Here is a 20436-nt window from a genome sequence, read left to right as displayed (position 1 = left end):
CCCGCGACGGACGGCCCCTGGGGGCCTCACCGGTGGACAGGTCCTCCTCCACGGCGCCGGGCCGACCGGGGTACGGCTGGCAGTCGCGCCTTCGGAGTGCTAACCCCATTATGAGCACTCGCACCGGGAGAGTGCAAAGGGTCCGCGGTGCGGGAGCCAGCCCTTCCGCGGACGGCGGACGGCCCCCGGCAGCACGCCTCGGGAGGCGCCCCGCCGGGGGCCGTGAGCGGTGCGCGGCCGGCACGGCCGCGCGACGGGCGGATCAGCCGGTGACGACCACCGCGACGCCGTTCACCTGCAGGTTCGGGGTCTGCATGACCGGGAAGCCGAGCTCCTTGCCGACCGCCTCGGCGGCGGCCTTGTTGGCCGAGCCGTTGTACAGGACGGTGGAGGACTGGATGCCGTAGCCGCTCCAGTTCTTCGCGTCCACCGAGGTGTAGCCGGCGCTCCTGAGCCGCTGCGCGTAGGAGGCGGCGAGTCCCTGGGAGCGGGTCGCGTTGTACACGGTGACGTGGGTGCCGCGCACGGCCGAGGACTGTGCGGCCGCACGAGAGCTCGACGCGGCTGCGGACTGTGCGGCCGCACGGGAGCTCGACGCGGCCGCGGCCTGCGAGCGCGAGGCCTCCGCCGCGGCGGCGGAACGGGACGCCTCGGCGGCCGAACGGGACGCGGCGGCGTGCGAGGACTCCGCCGCCTGGGCGGCCGCCGACCGAGACGCCTCGGCGGACTGCGCGGCGGCTTCGGAACGCGAGGCCTCCGCCGCCTGTGCCTCCGCGGCGGCCCGGGACGACGCGGCAGCCTGGGACGACTCGGCGGCCTCGGCGGCAGCCGCCTCCTGCGCCGCCCGCGAGGACTCGGCCGCGGCCGCGGAACGGGACGCCTCCACCGCGTCCTCGGACGGGGTGGCGGACTCGGTCGCGGACGCAGTCGACGCCGACGCGGAGGACGCCGAGGAGGACACGGACGACGCCGACGTCGACGGCGCGGCAGCCGGGGCCGTCGTCGAGCTCTCGGCGGCGACGGGCTCGGAGCGGTCGCCGGTGAGCCACGGCAGGACGACGCCCACGAACAGGCCGGCGAGCAGGACGAGGCCGGCCACCCAGAGCAGCGGGCTCAGGCGGCGACCCCCGCCCGTGGCGGTCGCGCCGGCGACGGCGAAGGACTCGCGGTGCGCGCCGCGCTGGTCCGTGTACTCGGGGACCTCGTCGAAGCGGTCGGGCTGGTAGGCCATGGGTCAGTTCTCCTGGCGGGAAGCGGGCGTGGACGGCGCCGGATCCGCGGGCCCCCTCCGGGCCCGGCTGCGGGTGCCGCGCTTGCGCAGCAGCCGCGTGACCAGCAGGGGTCGGTAGGCCAGGGCGGCCTCACGGTCCAGCAATCCGTTCAACACCTGATAATAGGCGGTCGGAGACAGCCCCAGACGCTCACGGACGGCGTGGTCCTTGGCCCCGCCGTACCGCCAGGTGGCGGCCTCCAGGTCCAGGACCGCACGCTCCAGGTCCGTCAGCTCGTCCCGCCGCGCCCGCGCGCGGGCACCCTCGTCCGGGGCCGGATCGGGCGAGACGGGCGTGGGGTGGGACATGGCGGCCACTGTACCCACCCGGTCTACCCTCGGGGCATGGAGTTCATCGCGCCCCTGGATCCGGGCTGGGAGGCGGCCCTCGCCCCGCAGGCCGCCGCGTTCGAGCAGGTCGGCGAGCGGCTGCGGGCCCGCCGGGCGGGCGGAGAGCAGGTGCTGCCCGCACCGGAGCACATCCTGCGGGCGTTCCGCCAGTCGTTCGCGGACGTCCGCGTCCTCGTGCTGGGCCAGGACCCCTACCCGACGCCGGGCCATCCGATCGGCCTGAGCTTCGCGGTGGACCGCCACGTGAGGCCGCTGCCCCGCTCCCTGGCCAACATCCACCGGGAGCTGCACGACGACCTCGGCATCACCCCGCCCGCCCACGGCGACCTCTCCGCGTGGACGGACCAGGGCGTGCTGCTGCTGAACCGCGCCCTCAGCGTGCGGGCCGGCGCACCCGGCAGCCACCGCGGCCTCGGCTGGGAGCAGATCACGGAGGCCGCGGTGCGAGCTCTCTGCGCGCGCGGCACCCCGCTCGTGGGGCTGCTGTGGGGAGCCGACGCGCGGCGCATGGCGCCGCTGCTGACGGCGGCGGGGGCCGGCGTCGTGGAGTCCCCGCATCCCTCTCCCCTGAGCGCCCACCGCGGGTTCTTCGGCTCCCGGCCCTTCAGCCGGGTGAACCGGCTCCTCGAGGCGGCCGGCGCGGCCCCGGTGGACTGGCGCCTGCCCGACTGAGCCGGGCCGCCGGTCAGCCGCGCTGGTGCATCACGAGTTCGGTGGGCAGCAGCGTGCCCATCCGGTCGGTGATCGGCTTGGCCAGGGTGTTGCCGAAGGCGACGCCGGCCGCGATCGCCACGACGATGACCGCGGCGTTGAACAGTCCCTCGACGCCCAGCAGCGTGGCCCCGGTCTCCACGGTGAACCCGTAGACGGACCGGAACATGGTGAGGCCGGGAAGCAGGAACAGCATGGACGGCAGGACGATCACGAGCGCCGGGGCCGCGAGCCGCTGGGCCACCAGGCGGCCGAGGAACCCGACCGCCGCCGCGGCGACCGCGGGCACCAGCCGGTCGCTGACCCCGACCTGCTGCGCGGCCAGGTACGCGCCGAAGCCGGCCCCGGACACGAGACCGCAGGCCAGGATCTGCGGCCACCGCGACTGCTCCACCACCGCGTCCGCCATGCCCGCGGCCATCACGAGGCCCAGCAGCAGCAACGGCGGATAGCTCAGCGTCCCCGCCTCGGCCAGGTCCAGCTGTTCGAATCCCACGAGATCCCCGATGCCCACGGCGATCATGATCCCGGCCATCACCCCGGCGAACACGAGCAGCGCGGAGAGGAAGCGGCCCGCGGCGGTCACCGGGAAGCCGTGGATGGCGTCCTGCACCGCGGTGACGAACCTCGCCGTGGGCAGGAGCATCATGATGCCGCCGGCGATCACCAGCGCCGGGTTGACCGGCAGGTCGAGGGCGTAGGCCATCAGCGCGATCACCGTGGCCGTGATCGCCCCGAACATGGTGGAGAAGATCTCCGGGAAGCGCGCCTTGTCCGCCTGGAGCTTGAGCCAGAAGACCAGCCAGGTGGAGACCATGCCCAGGGCCGCGCCCGTCCAGGTCCCCCCGATGAACGGCACGAAGCAGGCCACGAACACGCCGGAGAAGAGGATCTCGAAGACGGCGGGGAACGGCTTCGGCTGATGCCGGATCTCCACGAGCCGGCGCTGGGCCTCGGCCCGGTCCACCTCGCCCGCGGCGATCTCCTCGACGAGCCGGTGGACGGCCACGAGCCCCTCGAAGTTCACCGAAGACGAGCGGACCACCCGCTGGAGGGTGAACGGGGCCTCGCCGCGTGAGGAGTCGGGCGCGTAGTTCAGGGAGATGGACTGGTTGGTCAGGTCCACCTCGGTCTCGAGGATCCCGTAGGCCTGCGTGGCCACGATGATCGAGGTCTCCACGTCCAGCGAGGCCGCCCCGAAGCTGAACATGGTCTCGCCCAGCTTGAGGGCGAAGTCCAGGGTGGTGCGGGCCTCGAGGGCCTGCGCCTCCGCGCGACGCTGCTGCAGCGTGGAGCGCATGCGGCGCCCATACGGCGAGGAGTGCAGGCGGTCGGCCAGCACGAGCGCCTGCGTCGGCAGGTTCTCGACGAAGACCTCACGGGAGCGCCGGCCCCGCCGACGCCCGCGCTTCTCGGGCGGGCCCACGGGGACCACCGGGTCCGGGACGGTGATGTCCGGCGCGGGGATCACGTCCGGAGCGGGCAGGGCGCCGTCGGCGTCCGCGGGGGCCAGGACGGAGGTGGGCACCTGCTCGGACAGCGGCGGCTCGGTCAGGGGCGCGTCCGCGGCCGGTTCCGGCAGCGTCTCCGCCTCCGGCTCTGCCGGCTCCTCCGGCTCCGGCTCCGGATCGGCGGCGGCGGGGCGGACCACGGGCGGCAGCGGCTCCGTCGGCTCGACGGCGACCGCGGCCGGGTGGGCGGACTCCGCCGCGTCGAGGTCGAGCAGGCCGGGGTCCTCCGGGTCGAGTGCGAGGTCGCCGGCAGCCGCGGCATCCTCGGCGCCGGCCGGGCGCAGCACGGGGATGAGCGTGGGGACGGCCGGGGGCTCCGCGATGAGGGGGTCGAACCGCGCCGGCTCCTGGGTGCCCTCCTGCTCCATGCGGCTCACCCTCTCCTTCCGTGTGCGGGCGCTGGACGCGTCACGGCGGTGGGTCGAGCCCCGCCGACGCGTCCATCCAACCACGCCGGCGCCTCCCCCGCCGGGGCCGTCGGCGCCGCGGCCCGGGGACGCGAAAGGGCCCTCCCGGAGGAGGGCCCTGCTGTGGTGGATCTTACTGGACTCGAACCAGCGACCTCTCGCGTGTGAAGCGAACGCTCTAACCAACTGAGCTAAAGATCCGGGCGTCGCCCCATGGGGGTGACAACTCGAAGAACGATACCTCAGGCGGCGCCGCCTGTCCACCCGGACGACGGCCGCCCCGCGCACGGCGGAGCGGCCGTCGAGGCCGGAGGGCGGTCAGCCCGCGGTCACGGCGACCTCGTCGATGCGGAACGTCGTGGCCGCGGAGGAATCCTCCGTGCCGCGGAAGCGCAGCGTCACGGTCGTGCCCGCGAAGCGGGACAGGTCCACGGTGCGCGTGGCGTAGCCACCCTTGTCCAGATTGGAGTGCGAGGCGACGGTGGAGGCGCCGGTGGTGCCGCCCACGACCTGGACGTCCAGGAGATCGTAGGTGCGGGAGGCGGTGGTCTCCGCGGTGTCCACCTGCAGCGCATAGGTCAGGGTGGCGCCGGAGGCCGGCACGGTGACCTTCTGCTCGACCGTCGCGGTGCTCCGGCGGCCCACGCCGTTCAGCTGGGCGAAGGCCTGACCCGAGGCGGCCTTGCCCGCGTCGGTGCGCACGAAGCCGGCCGGGGTGCCGGTCCAGCCGGTGCTGCCGGACTCGAAGCCGCCGTTGACGATCGACGAGGCCGCGGGGGTCGGCTCGGGCTCCGTCTGGGCGCCGCCGAGGGAGGAGACCGCCGCGGTGGCGTCCGCCAGGCCGGCGCCGCAGCCCGCGGAGCAGGTCACCGGCATGGAGCGGGCCGTGGACGTGAGGGTGGATTCGACGTTGGCCGGGGTGAGGCTGGGCTTCGTGGCCAGCAGCAGACCGGCCAGGCCCGCGACGTGCGGGGTGGCCATCGAGGTGCCGTTGTAGGCGGCGTGGCCGGCCGTCGTCGGGGTGGTGGCGCCGTTGTTCACGGTCGAGATGATGTTCGCGCCCGGGGCGGTCACGTCCACGGCGGAGCCGTAGTTCGAGAACGAGGCGCGGGCGCCCTGCGGGGTGGAGGCGGCCACCACGATGGTGTTCCGGCAGTTGGCCGGGCGCACGTTGGCGGCGGGCTGGTTCTCGTTGCCCGCGGCCACGACGACGGGCACGCCGCGGGAGACGGCCGCGTTGATCGCGTTCTGGTAGGTGGTGCCGCACACGCCGGAGCCACCGAGGGACATGTTGATGACGTCCGCCGGGTTCGGGTTGGCCGGCACGCCCGCCACGGTGCCGCCGGCGGCCCACACGACCGCGTCGGCGATGTCGGACAGCGAGCCGCCGCACCTGCCGAGCACGCGGATCGGCTGGATCTTCGCGTTCGGCGCCACACCGACGACGCCCTGGGAGTCGGCCACGGCCGCGACGGTGCCCGCCACGTGGGAGCCGTGCCACGAGGAGTCGGAGGCACCGGCGGTGCCGCACTCGCCGGCGGCGTACCAGTCGCCCTCGTCACGCGGATTGGAGTCGCGGCCACCGCCGTCGCGCGCCGCCGCGCTGTCGGAGATGAAGTCGTAGCCGGGCACGACGTTGCGGTCGAGATCCGGGTGGGAGGTGATGCCGGTGTCGATGACGGCCACGGTCGCACCGGAGCCCGTCGTGCGATCCCACGCCCCGGGGACCCGCATGCCGTGGCTGCCGGTGAAGCCCCACTGCTGCGAGTAGAGGGCGTCCACGGGGCTCAGGCCGGTGGCGGTGAGGAGCGCGTCCGGCTCCACGGCCTCGACCGCCCCGGAGGCCTTCAGGTCGGCCATGAACTTCGCGGACTCGGCCTGATCCAGCTTGCGGTCCGCCGTGATCACGCGGGAGCCGAGCGCGGTCTCACGCAGCTCCTTCACGGAGACTCCGGCCTCCTTCGCGGCCTTGCCCCAGGCGTTCGCGCGGCCCTTCGCGTGGGCATTGGCGGCGGTCTCCTTGTAGGTGACGATGAAGGAGTCGTAGCCGTCGGCGTTCGGGTCCTCGGCCTGCGCCGCCGCCAGGGGTGAGGCGGCGGTCGGGCTCGCTGCCGGTGCGGCGGGGGCGCCGCCGGAGGGGGCCGCGAGCGCGGGGGACGAGGTCAGGGTCCCGCCGGCGAGGACGGCGCCGGCCACGAGGGCGCCGATGCGGCGGCGGGTGCTGCGGGGTGTGGAGGACTGCACGGGATCTCCTCGGAGTTCTGGGTCACCGGATGCGGGCGCCCGAGGGGCTCGGGCCAGGGTGACTGAGCTCACGGTAGGGTCACGATTCCGTCACGGCGAGGCCGCGGGCCGAAGTCTGGCGGATGGTCGAGGCATCTCTCGCGGTTCCGCCAGCCGGGCCGGGCGGATGGCCGCGGGCGCGCACAGCGGCACCCCAGCGTCGGCCCGCGCCGGACACGACGACGGCGCCGCGCCCTCCCGGCGGAGGTGCGCGGCGCCGTCGGGCCCGCGGTGGGGTGGAGCCCCCTGCCGGATTCGAACCGGCGACCTGCTGTTTACAAGGCAGCTGCTCTGGCCAGCTGAGCTAAGGAGGCCTGCGGCCGGCGCCCGGGGGCGCCGCGGCCGACCCTCCCAGCGTACAAGGCCCGGGCGGACGACGCGGGGCGTCCCCGCGTGGGGACGCCCCGCGGACCTCGGCGCCGGGTCAGCCGGCGATCTTGGCGCCCGCCCATTCGATGAAGGTCTTGTCCTCGCCGTCGAGCGCCCAGTTCTTCCCGTCCACGAACACGGTGGGGGTGCCGGCCACGCCGGCGGCGCGCGCCTGGCGGGTGGTGTACTCGACCGCGGAGCGGAACGTGCCGTCCTCGACGCAGGAGGCGATGTCCGCGCCGTGCTCCTGCGCGAGCTGCGTGAGCGCCGCGTTGTCCAGGCCCTTGCCCTGGTGCTCGTCGTAGGCGGCGAACAGGGCGGACACGAAGCCGTTGTAGGCCTCGGGCTTCTGGTCCGCCACACAGTACGCGGCGTTGGCGGCGCGGGCCGAGTAGTTCTGGTTGTTCGGGGCGCTCAGGTAGTCCACCATCCGGTACTCGACCGTGACCTCGCCCTGCTCGAGCCACTGCTCGATCTGGTCCCCGTTGGTGGACTCGAAGTCCGCGCAGTGCACGCAGTTGAAGTCCTCGTAGAGCACGATCCGCGTCGGCTCACCATCACCACGGGCCTCGGTGTTCGGCAGGGTCTCGGGCTGAGAGCTCGCGGCCTGCTTCGGCACCTCGATCTTCGAGGGGTCGACCTCGCGTTCTCCCGCGCCCTCCGCCAGGGCCGTGGCCGAGGTCAACTCGATGCCGCCCTGCTCGTTCGCCACGGCGGGGATGGGGCCGGCGGTGGCGGCGTCGTCGCCGTTGCGGTTGAGCACGAACGCGACGACGAGGCCGATCACGAGCACCACCGCGAGGACCGAGCCCCAGATGACGCCGGTGCGGCGGCGACTGTCCTTCCTGCGCTGCTCCTCCTGGATCTGGCGGGCACGCGCACGAGCGTCCGTCGCCGAGGTGTGCGAGCCTGACGTGTTCCGGGCCAAGGGTCCTCCTCGTGGGGCAGTCGGTCCGGGTCGAGCACCGGAGCCGGCGGGCAGCGGGCGCGCCGCGCCAGGCGAGCATAGCGGCCCTGTCTGAAAGGATCGTGACCATGGACACCGCCGAGACCCCCTCCCCCGTCGATCGACTGACCATCACGGGCGCCCCGTCGGGGGACGCGACCGAGGACCCGGCGACGTCTCTGCTCGCCCTGCCCTGGGCGCTCCCCCTCGAGACGTGGCCGCGTGAGGTGCTGGCGGCCCTGCCGCGGGGCATCTCCCGTCACGTGGTGCGCTTCGCCCGGATGGGCGGGGGCATCGTGGCGGTGAAGGAGACCACTGAAGAACTCGCGTTCCACGAGTACCGGCTGCTGCGCCGGCTCGAGCGGAGCCCGGCGCCGTCGGTGGTGCCGGTGGCCGTGGTCACCGGACGCACGGAGGACGACGGCACGCCCCTGCCCGCCGCCCTCGTGACCAGGCACCTGCGCTTCTCCCTGCCGTACCGCGCCGTGTTCTCGGAGCGCCTCGAGCGCCGCACCCTCGTGCGGCTCATGGACGCGCTGGCGACCCTGCTCGTGGAGCTGCACCTCGAGGGGTTCTTCTGGGGTGACGTCTCCCTGTCCAACGTCCTGTTCCGGCGGGACGCGGGCGGGTTCGCCGCTCACCTGGTGGACGCCGAGACCGGCGAGCTGCGGGAGCGGCTGTCCAACGGCCAGCGCGAGCACGACCTGGACGTGGCCGCCGTGAACGTGGGCGGCGAGCTGCTGGACCTGCAGGCCAGCGGGCTGCTGGACCCGGAGGTGGACCCCGTCACCACGCCGGACCTGCTCGTGGCGTCCTACCGACGGCTGTGGGACGAGCTGACCGAGCCTCTGCTGTTCCCCCGCGCCGAGCCGTGGCGCCTGGACCGCCGCGTCCGCCGCCTGCAGGAGCTCGGGTTCGAGCTGGCCGAGTACTCACTGCGCGCCGCCGACGCCCCCGGGATGATGATCGCCCGGCCCGTCGAGATCCACGCGGGCTACCACCGCCGTCGGCTGACCCGCCTCACGGGACTCGAGGTCCAGGAGAACCAGGCCCGCCGGCTGCTCGTGGACATCGAGGCCGCCCGCCGGGAGTGGGACCCGTACATGGACATCGAGGCTGCGGCGCACCGCTGGGTGGTGGAGGTGTTCGACCCCGTGGTCCGCTCGGTGCCCCTCGAGCTGCGAGCCAAGCTCGAGCCCGCCGAGGTGATGCACCAGCTCCTCGAGCACCGCTGGTACCTCTCCGAGGCCCGCGGCCAGGCCGTGCCCCTGCAGGAGGCGGTGGACTCCTACGTGGACACGGTGCTGCGGGCCCGCCGCGACGAGGACGCGGTGGCACTGCACCCCACGACCACCATGCTGCGCGCCGTCCCGCCTGCGGACGCGGACTGACGCCGGACGCGGCTCAGCGGCGCAGGAGCAGGAAGCCGGGGGCCGGGACCGCCGCCGGCACCGTGCCGGGGCCGAGCGGGCCGTGGTCGCCGTGGCCGGCGAGCAGCTCCGCCCGCGTCAGGTCCGCGGGCACGGGAAGCGGCTCCGCGCCGAGGGCGACGAGCAGGACGACGTCGGCGTCCTCGCCGGCGCGGGTGAGGCGCACGTGGCGCCGGGCCGCGTCCACCTCGGCCCGGACGCGGTCGCGGCGAGGGTCGGTGAGCTGGGGCAGCGTGCGGCGCAGGCCGATCAGGGTGCGGTAGGCGGCGAGCACGCGCACCCCGCGGCCCTGGCCGTCCGTGCCGCCCGCGGCCTCCGCCCAGTCCAGCACCGCCGCGTCCCGCGTCGCGGGGTCCTGCGGGTCGGGGACGTCGGCCGGGTCCCAGCCGTGGGCGGCGAACTCGCGGCGTCGTCCCTGCCGGACGGCGTCCCCGAGCTCGGGCTCGCGGAACGAGGTGAAGAACGGCCACGGCGTCGAGGCCGCGAACTCCTCCCCCATGAAGAGCATCGGCACGTGCGGGCCGGTCAGCAGCAGGGCGGCCTCGGCCGCGAGCGCACCCTCGGACAGGGCGGCAGCGGTGCGGTCGCCGCCGGCACGGTTGCCCACCTGGTCATGGTTCTGGATGCTGGCCACCCACGCATGGTTCGGGACGGCGTCCGGCACGGCGCGCCCGTGATCGCGGCCGCGGAAGGTGGAACGGGTGCCGTCGTGGAAGTAGGTGCGCTCCATGACCTTGGCCACCGCCTCCAGCGGGGCGAAGTCCGCGTAGTAGCCGTGGGTCTCCCCCGTCGCGGCCACGTGCAGGGCGTGGTGGACGTCGTCGTTCCAGGCCGCCGCGAGGCCGAGCCCGCCGGCCTGGCGGGGCAGCACCAGACGCGGGTCGTTGAGGTCGGACTCGGCCAGGAGGGGCACGGGTCGGCCGGCACGGGCCGCGATCCCGTCCGCGAGCGCGGCCATCTCCTCGAGCAGGTGCACGGCGCGGGTGTCCCGCAGGGCGTGCACCGCGTCGAGGCGCAGCCCGTCCACACGCATCTCCTCGAGCCAGAAGCGGACGTTGTCCAGGACGAACCGGCGCACCTCGTCCGAGTCGGCGCCGTCCAGGTTCAGGCCGTCGCCCCAGCCGGTGCCGCCCGGGCCCAGATACGGCCCGAACACCGGCAGGTAGTTGCCGGAGGGGCCCAGGTGGTTGTGCACGACGTCCTGGACCACGCCGAGGCCGGCGGCGTGGGCGGCGGCCACGAAGCGACGGTAGGCGGCGGGGCCGCCGTAGGACTCGTCGACGGCGAACCACGCCACCCCGTCGTAGCCCCAGTTCCGCGGGCCGGAGAAGGAGTTCACGGGCAACAGCTCGACGTGGGTGACCCCGAGGTCCGTCAGGTGCGGCAGGCGGGCGATGGCGGCATCGAGGGTCCCCTCGGCCGTGAAGGTGCCCACGTGCAGCTCGTACAGGACGGCGCCGCGCAGGCCGCCGCCCTGGAGCACGGTCGGATCGGACTCCACCCCGGGCGGCCCGGCCCAGCCCTCGTCCGGCCACGCGACGGAGCGGCCGGCGACGTCGCGGCGGGAGGGCCCGTGGACCGTGTCGGGCTGGCGGCGGGAGCGGGGGTCCGGCACGGGGTCCGCCCCGTCCACGCGGTAGCCGTAGCCGGGGTCGGCCGGCGGTTGCGCGGCGTCGAGGCCGAGGGCGGCCAGCGGGTCCTCCGTGGGCGTCCACCAGCCTCCGGCGGCGGGGTCCATGGCCACGACGGCGGCGACGGGCCAGCGGTCCTCGGCGTAGCGCAGGGCGCCGGGCTCGGTGTCGACGAGGACGAGCTCGACGCTCTCGGCGTGCGGCGCCCACACGGCATAGGGGACGGCGCGCGCGGCCTCGACGGCGGCCCGCTCCGCCGCGGCGGGGTCCACGGGGTCGGAGCCGATCGGGTGCAGGCCCGGGGCGGGGGCGTCGGCCGGGCGGGGCTCGGTCACGGGGCAGTCCTCTCTCGGCGGTCGGACGGGGCGTGCGCCGGGACGAGCAGCGCGACGGGCAGGGTGCTGAGCAGTTCGTCGAGGCGCACGGCGCCGCGCGCGTCCGGGTGGACGGGGTGGCCGGTGACGGCGTCCTCCCACCGCCCGGCCGGCACGGTCACGACGGTCTCGCCCCAGCCACCGGCGGCCGCGAGGCGGACGGGCCAGCGGGTGGCCACGGCGAGCGCCCCGCCCCGGTCGAACGCGATCGCGTGCTCGGCGGCGGGCCCGGAGACGTCGAGCGGGCGGTGGCCGGTGAACAGCTCGGGCCGGTCGCGGCGGGTGCGCAGCACCGCCGCGACGACGGCCAGCTTGGCGGCGGCGGGGTCGTCGAGGCCGGGCGTGTGGCCGGCGTCGAGGCGGTCCAGCAGGTCGGCCCGGGCCGCGAAGTCCACGGGGCGGCGGTTGTCCGGGTCCACGAGGGTGGGGAAGGGCACCTCCGTGCCCTGGTAGACGTCGGGGACGCCGGGGGCGGCGAGCTGGACGAGCTTGTGGCCGAGCTGGACCACCAGGCCGGGCTCGGCGATGCGGTCCGCGACGGCCTGCAGCACGCCCCGGGCAGGCCCCTCGGGGGAGGTGACGGCGGCGGCGAGCGCGGCGAGCCGGGCCTCGAACTCGGGGTCCTGGCCCGTCCAGGTGGTGGCCAGGGCCGCCTCGCGGGAGGCCTTCTGCAGGAAGCCGAGGATCCGCTCCTCCTCCGGTGCGGTGCCGTCCGTGGGCCAGACGCCCACGATGGACTCCCAGAGCAGCCGCTCGGCGTCGGGGTGGCCGAGCGGGTGGAGGCGCCTCAGCTCGGCGAGCTCGGCGGCCCAGCGGTCGGGCTCCTCGGCGAGCACGGCGATGCGGGCGCGCACGTCCTCGCCGCGCTTGGTGTCGTGGGTGCTCAGGGTGGTCATGGCCGTCGGCCAGGCGGCCTGGCGCGCCTGCTGGGCGGCGTGGAAGTCGGCCAGGGACAGGGCGACGTGGGAGGGGTCTCCGCCGACCTCGTTCAGGTTGGCCCACCGGGTGTACCGGTAGAAGGACCGGTCCTCGACGCCCTTGGCCATCACCATGCCAGAGGTCTGCTGGAACCGGCGGGCCACGGGCGAGTCCGGGTCGGTCAGCTCGGGCCGCAGGTCGCCGAGCACGGCGGCGAGGGCCGGCTCCGCCTCGGCCGCGTCCGCCAGCGCGCCCTCGAGCACGGCCAGGCCGACGGGCAGGTAGGTGCGGTACACCGGCAGGCGGGCGAGCACGGCGGCGAACGCGGCGGCCACGTCCTCGTCCGGGTGGGCACCGAGGGCGTGCACGGCGCGGACCTCCCGGACCAGCCGGGCGGTCTCGGTCGCGAGGGAGCCGGTGGCCACGTCGTGCTTGGCTCGCACCACGACCTCGTCCCACTCCCGACGACGGCGCGCGTCCTCGGCCGCATCGCCCGCGGCCTCGGGGTGCATGAAGACGCGTTCGACCTCGCCGAGCGCGTCGTAGCCGGTGGTCCCGTCCACGGGCCAGTCCGCGGGCAGCGCCTCGCCGGGCTCGAGGATCTTCTCCACCACGAGGTAGCCCTCCGGGAGCACGTGGGAGCGCAGGCGCCGCGCGTAGCCAGCCGGGTCCGCCAGGCCGTCCGGGTGGTCCACGCGCAGCCCGTCCACGAGCCCTTCGCGGACCCAGCGGGCGGGTTCGGCGTGGACGGCGTCGAAGACCTCGGGCTCGTCCACCCGGACGCCCGCGAGCGTGGTGACGGTGAAGAAGCGGCGGTAGTTCAGCTCGGCGTCGCCGCGGCGCCAGCCGACCAGCCGGTAGTGCTGGCGCTCGTGCACGGCGCGGGCCAGGCGGGCCTGCTCCGCGGTCGGCTCACTCGCCGGGTCCGCCTCCGCGAAGACCTCCGCGGCGCGTAGCCCGGTCTCCGCCTCGGCCGCCTCGAGCGATCCGGGGGCGAGGGGGTAGACGTTGTCCCAGTAGCGCAGGCGACCCTCGTCGACGACGAGACGGTTCAGCTCCGCGTCCGCGTCCCCGTCAGGACCGTCCCCCAGGACGGGGATGAGTAGAGACCCGCCGCCGGCCGCCCAGTCCACGTCGAACCACGCCGCATGCGCCGCCTCGGGACCGTGGGTGAGCACGTCCCACCACGCCGGATTGGCCTGGGGCGTGGCCACGCCCACGTGGTTCGGCACGATGTCGACGAGCACGCCCATGCCCGCCTCGTGCGCGGCGCGCGCGACCGCGTCCAGTCCCTCGGCCCCGCCGCGGGCGGCGTCCAGCCGCGTGGGGTCCACGACGTCGTACCCGTGGTCGGAGCCGGGCTCGGCCTCGAGCAGCGGCGAGAGGTAGAGCCAGTCCACGCCCAGGCGCCGCAGATAGGGCACGAGCCCGGCCACGGACTCCAGCGGCAGATCCGGGCTGACCTGGAGCCGGTAGGTGGACGCGGGGGCGGAACGGACGGTCGAGGTGCTCACGCGGCGACGCTAACAGAGGCCCCCGACGCGGCATCAGGCCCGGCGGACGGCGGCGGGCGCGGTCACGGGGCCGGACGCAGCGGCAGGTCCTCGTACTTCTCCGGCGGGTTGTGGAAGATGTCCTCGCCGACGAAGGGCTCGCCCGAGGGGTCGACCAGGACCATCTCGTCCCGCAGGACGGTCCCGTCCGGCTGGGTGAGGTCGATGATGAACCCCGTGCCGGACTGGCGGATGCGCTCGATCGAGGTGTAGCCGTACTTGGCCGTCAGGTTCTGACGCAGCGTGTCCAGCCCCGCCAGGTGCGTCCCCACACCCACGCCGGCCAGCACGGCCGCGACCGCCAGCACCACGGCCCCCACCCGGCGCTGCAGCCGGGTGTTGTCCAGGACGTCCACCTCGGTGTTGCGTCCGTGCTCGTCAGCGTGCCGCCGGTGCCGGCGCTCGCGCCAGATCCCGGCGACCAGCAGGATGCCGCCGACGACGAGCGCGAGGGCGGCCGCCCAGTAGGCGAGCCAGGGGGTGAAGAGGTTGACGGGCGCGAAGGTCATGCCCCCAGTGTGACATCCCTCACGTCTGCGGGTTGCTCAGGGCAGGCCGGCGCCGCGTGCCGCGGTCCACAGGCGGTGCCACTGCGCGGAGTCCATCGCCTCGGCCGCGGCGGCCGCCTCGGCGCACGCGGCGACGCGTTCCGGGTCCTGGGTGCCGATCACGGGCCGCACGTCCCACGGCAGGCGCAGCAGCCAGGCGAGCACCACGGCCTCCCGGCTGCCGCCCAGCTCCGCTGCGACCTCGCCGACGGCGCCGGCCGCGCCGTCGTCGCCGGAGCTGAACCGACCCTGCCCCAGCGGACCCCAGGCCTGCAGCTCGATCCCCTCGGCCGCGCACACCGGGCCGAGGCGCCCGGCGTCGGCGTCCGCGGGGGCGTCCGGGTGGTTGGCGAGCACGACCGCCTCCACGAGGGTGCGGTGGTGCAGGCCGAGCTCGACCTGGACGCACGCCAGCCCGGTCCCGTCCGCCGCCTGGCTCTCGAGCTCGCGCTGGAACTCGAGGACGCGGCCCACGCCGAGGTTGGAGACGCCCAGCTTGCCGACCAGGCCCGCCTCCCGCGCGTCGAGGAAGGCGCGCACGGTGTCGGCCACGGGCGTGAGGACGTCGGGCCGGTGGATGATCAGGGTGTCCACGCGCTGCTCGCCGAGGCGGGCCAGCGAGCCCTCCAGCGAGGCGCGCACGTGCTCGGGCGAGGAGTCGTAGCGGGTCAGGCGCCGCCCCGCCGGGTCCGTCTCGTGCAGGACGATCCCGCACTTGGTCTGCACCTTCAGGGCGGAGCGCTCCTCGTAGGGCAGCTCGTGCAGCAGCCGGCCGACGGTCTCCTCGGAGCGGCCGGCCCCGTAGATGTCCGCGGTGTCCAGCAGGTCGACGCCGGCCTCGATCCCGGCACGCAGGGCGCGGCGGGCACGCTCCACGGCCGCCTCGGCCTGCGCTTCGCCCGCGGGCCCCTCCGGCCTCGCCCCCGGGTCGGCGTCCGGGGGCGGCGGGGGAACGGACCCCCAGGCCATGGTCCCGAGGACGATCGGGGTGGCCGGAGTCGGGTCGAGGTCGAGCGGCGGATGCGTGGGGGCTGTGCTCATGGCCTCACCGTCTCACGTCCGCCCGCCCCGGGTCCGGACCCGCCGCCCTGTGATGGGATGGGTCCATGAAGCTCGCCACGTTCCGCCAGCCCGACTCCGACGCCGCCTACCCCGGCGCCACGTTCGCCGCGGTCATCACCTCCGTGCACCCCGAGGACCCCGAGGTCGCCGTGCGCGCCGTCGCCCTGCCGGACTGTCGCGACGTCGGCGAGTACCTCACCGCCACGCCGGAGGAGCAGCGGGAGATGGTGGAGGGTGCCCTCCGCGCGGCGCAGGCCGACCGGTCCCTCCTGCTGGACACCTCCGGCCTCGTCTACGACACGCTCGTGCCCTTCCCCACCAAGGTGTTCTGCGTGGGCCTGAACTACACGAACCACATCGACGAGACGGGCCTGGATCGCCCCGAGCATCCGACGCTGTTCGCGAAGTTCCCGCAGTCCCTCACGGGTGCACTGGACCCGATCGAGGTCCCCGAGGAGGACCACCGGGTCGACTACGAGGGCGAGCTGTGCATCGTGGTCGGGGAGCCGGGCCGACGCATCGCCGTCGAGGACGCCCCGGAGCACATCGCGGGCTACGCGGTGGCCAACGACATCTCCATGCGCGGCTTCCAGGGCCGCACCTCCGAGTGGCTGCAGGGCAAGGTGTGGGAGGCCTCGACGCCCGTGGGTCCGTGGCTGGTCACCCCGGACGAGTTCTCGGCGGATGCGCGCGTCCTCACGCACGTCAACGGCGAGCTGCGTCAGGAGGACAGGGTCGCCGACGTCGTCTTCTCCCCCGCCGAGCTGGTCTCCTACGCCTCGCAGCTGATCACCCTGAACCCGGGCGACCTGATCCTGACCGGCACGCCCGCGGGGGTCGCCCTGGCCCGCCGGGACGCCGAGGGCCGCCGCCCGTGGCTGCGTCCGGACGACGTCGTCGAGGTGGAGATCACCGGGCTGGGACGCCAGCGCAATGAGCTCGTCTGAGGCTGCGGCGCCGGCGGACGCCCTGCCCCGCGTCGTCGGCGTCCTCGGTGCGGGGCGGGCGGGCACCGCGCTGGCACGGGCGATCGCGCGCATCCCCCGCCTCTCCCCGGGCACGGCCGCCCCGCGGGTGATGGTCGCGGGCACGCGGCGCCCCGCGGCGGTCCAGCGCCACCTGACGATCTACGCGCCCGAGGCCGTCGCCGTGTCGGCCGAGGACCTGGCGGCGGAGGCGGAGCTCGTCGTCGTGGCCGTGCCGCGCGAAGCGCTCGACGACGTCGACCCGCTCACCCTCGCCGGGCCGGCCACGCGCGCCGTGGTGGACCTGACCAACACGTGGCCGGGCGAGCCCGTCCCGGCGTGGCTCGACGACGACGACGGCTCGCCCGGCTCCGTCCGAATCGCCGCGCGCTGGGCCGCCGCGGGACTGCGCGTGCCCGTCGTGCGTGCGTTCTCGGAGATCTCGCACCACGACCTGGAGGACGCCGGGCGCGCCACGGCCCCGCGCCGCGCCCTCGCGGTGGGCACCGAGCGGACTGACGCGGCGCCCGAGCCGGCCGCGGTCGCCGCCGCGCGCGACACGGTGGTCGCCCTCGTCACCGCGATGGGCTTCGACGCGGTCCCCTACACGGGCCTCGACCGGGCCGGGGTCCTCGAGCCGGGGGCGGCGGGGTTCGGCACCGCGCACGACGTCGGCCGGCTCGCCGCGCTGCTCGCCGACGCGCCCACCGGCTGAGGCGCCGCCCGCCCTGCGGTGCCTACGCTGGGCGGGACCGCCGACCCTCCCAGGAGGCCCCCGTGACCCGTCCGACGCACCGCACCGCCCGCCGCACGCTCACCGCGGTCGCCCTGTCCGCCGCCGCCCTCACCGGGCCGGCGGCGTCCGCCACCGTCGTCGCCCTGCCGGTCACGGCGGGGGTCACGGGCGCCGCCGCGCCGCAGGCCCACGCCGTGGCCTGGGACCAGGTGGAGCTCGTGGATGACGCGGGCGTGATCGACCTCGCCCAGCTGCGCCGTGACCTGGCGGGGATCGAGTTCCGGGAGCCGACCCGCGTCGCCGTGGTCACCGAGCGCGGCCCGGACCTGTCCGCACTGGACGACGACCGCGCGTCTCAGGCGTTCAACGGGCGGGTGCTCGAGCGGGCTCGCGCGGAGCACCCGGACTGGCTCAGCGCGGACGGCCAGAAATGGGCCGACGGCCTCGTGATCGTGGCGCTCGACCCGGACAACCGGTTGATCGGGGTGTACGTGGGCGAGGACCGGATGCTCAGCACGGACCGGCTGCGGGAGGTGCGCGAGGCCGGACACGAGGCGGCCCGTGCGGCCCGGTGGACGGACACGGTCGTGGAGGTGACGGACGCCGCCGCCGAGCTGATCGGGCGCCCCTGGTGGCAGGCTCCCGAACTGTGGTTCGGCGCGGGGATCGTCGGTGTGGCGGGCGGCGGCGCCGCGGCCGCGGCACTCGCGAGCCGACGGCGTCGCCGCCGCCGGCCGGCCGACCTGCTGGCCGAGGCCCGCACCCACCTGACCTCCGTCACCCTGGAGATGGACGCCACCGAGGTGAACGCGTCCACGGTGCCCGAGGACTCGCCCCACGCGGCCGCGCTGATGGAGCGCTTCCGCACCTTCCGGCGCCAGGCGCTCGACGCGTCGGTGGAGCTGGACCGCCTCGAGGCCCTGCCGGAGCGCAGCCTGCATCGCACGGAGCATGCCCGGGCCGCGGAGGACGTCCGGGACCGCGCCCGTGAGCTCGACCGCCTCGACGACGCCGTGGCCGCGGCGAACACCTTCCTCAACCGCCACCCGGGGTGGCCGGCGGCGTGGGACCAGCAGACCGCCCCGCTGCGGGCCGACCTGGACGCCGTCGGCACGCTGGCCTCCTCCGTCGGCTCCGCCGGGCCCGTCCGGTCCGCGGTCGCCGCGCTGGAGTCCTTCCGCACCGAGGCCCAGGACCGGCTCGAGGCGCTGGGTGCGGACCTGCAGGACGAGCGCCTGACCCCGGCCGCGGCGTTGGACGAGCTGGACGCGCTGCGGCGTCGCCTGACCGGGCTCGTCTCCGCCCTCGCCGACGCCGAGGTGGCGGCGTTCGGCAAGGACGAGGCCGAGCGTGAGCTGCTGCGCGACGAGCTGCGCACGCACCGTGGCCCGGTCCGGTCCGCGCGCGGCTCGATCCTGGACTCCGCGCTGCCGGCGGATGCCTACTGGACGGTGGTGGCCTTCACCACGGGCCACCAGGCCGGCGAGCGGTCCGTCCAGGACCACCGCCAGGCGCAGTCCAGCTCCTCCGAGGACCGGCTACGGATCCTCGGGCGGCTCGTTCTCCGGGGCGGGCTCGTCCGGCCGATTCTGAGCCGATCGGGGCCGGATCTGAGCCGGAAGCCCGTCCGGGCCGGGCACCCGGTCCCTGGCCCACCGCTCCGTTCTGCGAGACAGTGAAGGACCATGACCGCCGCTGACACCCCCGCACCCCGCCAGGACCCCCTCGCGTTCTTCCTCGACAAGGCCGTGCCCGAGGCGTGGCACGCGGTCGGGCCGCTGGCCTCGGCCGCGCGCGGCGCCGCCGAGCAGGCCGGGCTGGACCGGCAGCTCGTGGAGCTCGTGAACCTGCGGGTCTCTCAGCTCAACGGCTGCGTGTTCTGCCTGGACCGGCACACCCGCCAGGGCGCCGACGCCGGCCTGAGCGTGCAGCGCCTGGGGCTGCTGCCGGCGTGGCGTGAGGCCGGGGCCGTGTACTCGGAGCAGGAGCGCGCCGCGCTCGAGCTCGCCGAGGCGGTCACGGACCTCCCCGAGCAGGAGCAGCTGAACTACGTGCAGGCCTCCACGGCCGCTGTGCTCACGGACGCCCAGTACGCGGCCGTGCAGTGGGTCGCGATCGTGATGAACCTGACGAACCGCTTCTCGATCCTGTCCCATCACCCCGTGCGGCGCCGGGACGGCTGACCCTCCTCCCCGTCGTCGGCCCGGCGGCGGGGTCCACCCAGGAACGAGAGGACCGACCATGACCGAGCAGACCCCCAGCCTGGAGCACCCGCAGGTCCGCAAGAACGCGGAGAGGTACGAGATCGTCGTCGACGACGCGGGCACGGTGGCCGGCTTCACGGTGGCGATCGACTACGACACCGCCGACGGCCCGGCCCAGCGGATCTTCCCGCACACCAAGGTCGACCACGCGTACCAGGGCCGGGGCCTGGCCTCGATCCTCGTACGCGAGGCGTTGAAGGACACCGTGGCCGCGGGCCGCCGGATCGTCCCCGTGTGCCCGTACGTGAAGGCCTGGGTGGACGAACACGACGACGTGGCCGGCGAAGTGGACCCGGCGCGCCCCGAGCATCTGCAGTTCCTGGAGTCCCGCCAGGGCTGACGCACCGCACCCGGAGACGAGAAGAGCCCCCGCCGATCGGCGGGGGCTCTTTCTGGTCGGGGTGACAGGATTTGAACCTGCGGCCTCGTCGTCCCGAACGACGCGCGCTACCAAGCTGCGCCACACCCCGTTGGAGGTCTCAGACCTGAATCCAACAGAGAGCGACTATACCAGCCACACCGGGTGCCGCCAAACCGAGATGCGGGGCAGAATCGCACGCGTGAGACCTCTGCGCACCCCGCGAATCCGAGAGAGGCCGGCATGAGCTGGTGGCCGTTCCCGCGTTCCTCCGCGAGCCCCTCCCCCGACGACGACGGCGCCCCGGCCGCCGCCGAGCTCGAGGAGGCCGTGGCCGCCCTGCGACAGCTGTTGCGCGCGGAGCGGCACCGACTGCGCCCGGACACCTGGGCCCTCGCGTGGGAGATGGTCGAGCACGCCGCCGAGTACGCGCCGGCCTGGACTCGCCTGCAGCGCACACGGCCCGTGGAGACCCAGGAGCTCGTGCTCGCCCTCACCGGGCGCTTGGAGCCCCTGCTGCGCGACTTCCTCGCACTCCCCGACTCGGAGAAGCCGACCCATGCCGACGCCGTGCACGCGCGCCTTCGGGAGCAGGGCACGGAGCACGGCCGGCTGCGCCGCCGACTCACCCGCGCGCTCACGGCACGACTGCGGGCCGGCGAGGAGCTCTGAGCGCCGCGGGTGAATGCACCCGGAACGCAGAAAGCCCCGTGCTCATCGCACAGGGCCGCCCGGTGAATCCTCCCGGG

At 75.2% G+C, this 20436-nt stretch carries 17 protein-coding genes and 3 tRNA genes; 8 read left to right on the top strand and 12 right to left on the bottom strand.

The genetic code is table 11. The features are described 5' to 3' along the window. Positions 1-262 precede the first annotated feature (262 nt). Entirely contained in the window at positions 263-1231 is a 969-nt protein-coding gene (locus ACUJ8O_RS03785) for a LytR C-terminal domain-containing protein (RefSeq protein WP_270617919.1), read from the bottom strand. A gap of 3 nt (positions 1232-1234) precedes the next feature. Continuing rightward, entirely contained in the window at positions 1235-1579 is a 345-nt protein-coding gene (locus ACUJ8O_RS03780; protein WP_205805498.1) for a DUF3263 domain-containing protein, read from the bottom strand. Between the two features lie 36 nt (positions 1580-1615). On the opposite strand from ACUJ8O_RS03780, the gene ACUJ8O_RS03775 reads away from it, so the two are divergent. Then, complete coding sequence (locus ACUJ8O_RS03775; RefSeq protein WP_078025820.1) at positions 1616-2293, top strand: uracil-DNA glycosylase; 678 nt, start codon at positions 1616-1618, stop codon at positions 2291-2293. Positions 2294-2306: 13 nt separating this feature from the next. Here ACUJ8O_RS03775 and ACUJ8O_RS03770 read toward each other — a convergent pair whose 3' ends face one another. From ACUJ8O_RS03770 to ACUJ8O_RS03750, 5 genes are all read right to left on the bottom strand, one after another. Beyond that, positions 2307-4211: a threonine/serine exporter family protein gene (locus ACUJ8O_RS03770; protein ID WP_231119531.1), complete on the bottom strand. Its 1905-nt coding sequence runs from the start codon at positions 4209-4211 to the stop codon at positions 2307-2309. A 163-nt stretch (positions 4212-4374) separates the two neighbouring features. Further along, positions 4375-4451, bottom strand: a tRNA-Val gene (locus ACUJ8O_RS03765). A 117-nt stretch (positions 4452-4568) separates the two neighbouring features. Beyond that, positions 4569-6494, bottom strand: coding sequence for a S8 family serine peptidase (locus ACUJ8O_RS03760; protein WP_445373156.1), 1926 nt, complete (start codon positions 6492-6494; stop codon positions 4569-4571). Between the two features lie 276 nt (positions 6495-6770). Beyond that, positions 6771-6847, bottom strand: a tRNA-Thr gene (locus ACUJ8O_RS03755). A 110-nt stretch (positions 6848-6957) separates the two neighbouring features. Beyond that, positions 6958-7830 carry a DsbA family protein gene (locus tag ACUJ8O_RS03750; RefSeq protein ID WP_036337399.1) on the bottom strand — a complete coding sequence of 291 codons (873 nt, stop codon included), beginning with the start codon at positions 7828-7830 and terminating at the stop codon, positions 6958-6960. A gap of 107 nt (positions 7831-7937) precedes the next feature. Between ACUJ8O_RS03750 and ACUJ8O_RS03745 the strand changes: the two genes are divergently transcribed. Continuing rightward, positions 7938-9239 (top strand): DUF4032 domain-containing protein, encoded by a 1302-nt coding sequence (locus ACUJ8O_RS03745; protein WP_036337398.1) that lies wholly within the window; start codon positions 7938-7940, stop codon positions 9237-9239. Between the two features lie 13 nt (positions 9240-9252). Here the strand turns inward: ACUJ8O_RS03745 and treZ are convergent, their stop codons facing one another. From treZ to ACUJ8O_RS03725, 4 genes are all read right to left on the bottom strand, one after another. Continuing rightward, the gene (gene treZ, locus ACUJ8O_RS03740) at positions 9253-11244 is read right to left on the bottom strand and encodes a malto-oligosyltrehalose trehalohydrolase (RefSeq protein WP_036337396.1); all 1992 of its coding nucleotides are present in this window, start codon (positions 11242-11244) and stop codon (positions 9253-9255) included. Then, positions 11241-13715, bottom strand: a complete 2475-nt coding sequence (treY, locus tag ACUJ8O_RS03735; protein WP_036315933.1) for a malto-oligosyltrehalose synthase — start codon at positions 13713-13715, stop codon at positions 11241-11243. The genes treZ and treY overlap by 4 nt, the downstream gene beginning before the upstream one ends. Before the next feature lie 62 nt (positions 13716-13777). Next, positions 13778-14263, bottom strand: a complete 486-nt coding sequence (locus ACUJ8O_RS03730; RefSeq protein WP_366365549.1) for a hypothetical protein — start codon at positions 14261-14263, stop codon at positions 13778-13780. Between the two features lie 36 nt (positions 14264-14299). Further along, positions 14300-15343, bottom strand: coding sequence for an aldo/keto reductase (locus ACUJ8O_RS03725; protein WP_036315938.1), 1044 nt, complete (start codon positions 15341-15343; stop codon positions 14300-14302). Positions 15344-15408: 65 nt separating this feature from the next. On the opposite strand from ACUJ8O_RS03725, the gene ACUJ8O_RS03720 reads away from it, so the two are divergent. From ACUJ8O_RS03720 to ACUJ8O_RS03700, 5 genes are all read left to right on the top strand, one after another. Further along, on the top strand, positions 15409-16311 hold the full coding sequence (locus ACUJ8O_RS03720) for a fumarylacetoacetate hydrolase family protein (protein WP_036315940.1): 903 nt from the start codon (positions 15409-15411) through the stop codon (positions 16309-16311). After that, a complete protein-coding gene (locus ACUJ8O_RS03715) occupies positions 16298-17044 on the top strand; it encodes an NADPH-dependent F420 reductase (RefSeq protein WP_036315942.1) in 747 nt (248 codons plus the stop codon). The genes ACUJ8O_RS03720 and ACUJ8O_RS03715 overlap by 14 nt, the downstream gene beginning before the upstream one ends. A 62-nt stretch (positions 17045-17106) precedes the next feature. Beyond that, entirely contained in the window at positions 17107-18744 is a 1638-nt protein-coding gene (locus tag ACUJ8O_RS03710; RefSeq protein WP_445373155.1) for a DUF5129 domain-containing protein, read from the top strand. Positions 18745-18750: 6 nt separating this feature from the next. Continuing rightward, the gene (locus ACUJ8O_RS03705; RefSeq protein WP_036315947.1) at positions 18751-19248 is read left to right on the top strand and encodes a carboxymuconolactone decarboxylase family protein; all 498 of its coding nucleotides are present in this window, start codon (positions 18751-18753) and stop codon (positions 19246-19248) included. Between the two features lie 58 nt (positions 19249-19306). Further along, a complete protein-coding gene (locus ACUJ8O_RS03700) occupies positions 19307-19669 on the top strand; it encodes a GNAT family N-acetyltransferase (protein ID WP_445373154.1) in 363 nt (120 codons plus the stop codon). A gap of 53 nt (positions 19670-19722) precedes the next feature. On the opposite strand, the gene ACUJ8O_RS03695 is transcribed toward ACUJ8O_RS03700, so the two are convergent. Then, positions 19723-19799, bottom strand: a tRNA-Pro gene (locus tag ACUJ8O_RS03695). A 131-nt stretch (positions 19800-19930) separates the two neighbouring features. Between ACUJ8O_RS03695 and ACUJ8O_RS03690 the strand changes: the two genes are divergently transcribed. Beyond that, a complete protein-coding gene (locus ACUJ8O_RS03690) occupies positions 19931-20359 on the top strand; it encodes a hypothetical protein (RefSeq protein WP_036337383.1) in 429 nt (142 codons plus the stop codon). Positions 20360-20436: the final 77 nt, after the last annotated feature.

The sequence above is a fragment of the Micrococcus sp. EWR3.9.1 genome (assembly GCF_052615555.1).
The sequence above is the reverse complement of the archived record's forward strand: the minus strand, read 5'-3'. Positions and strand labels throughout refer to the sequence as shown.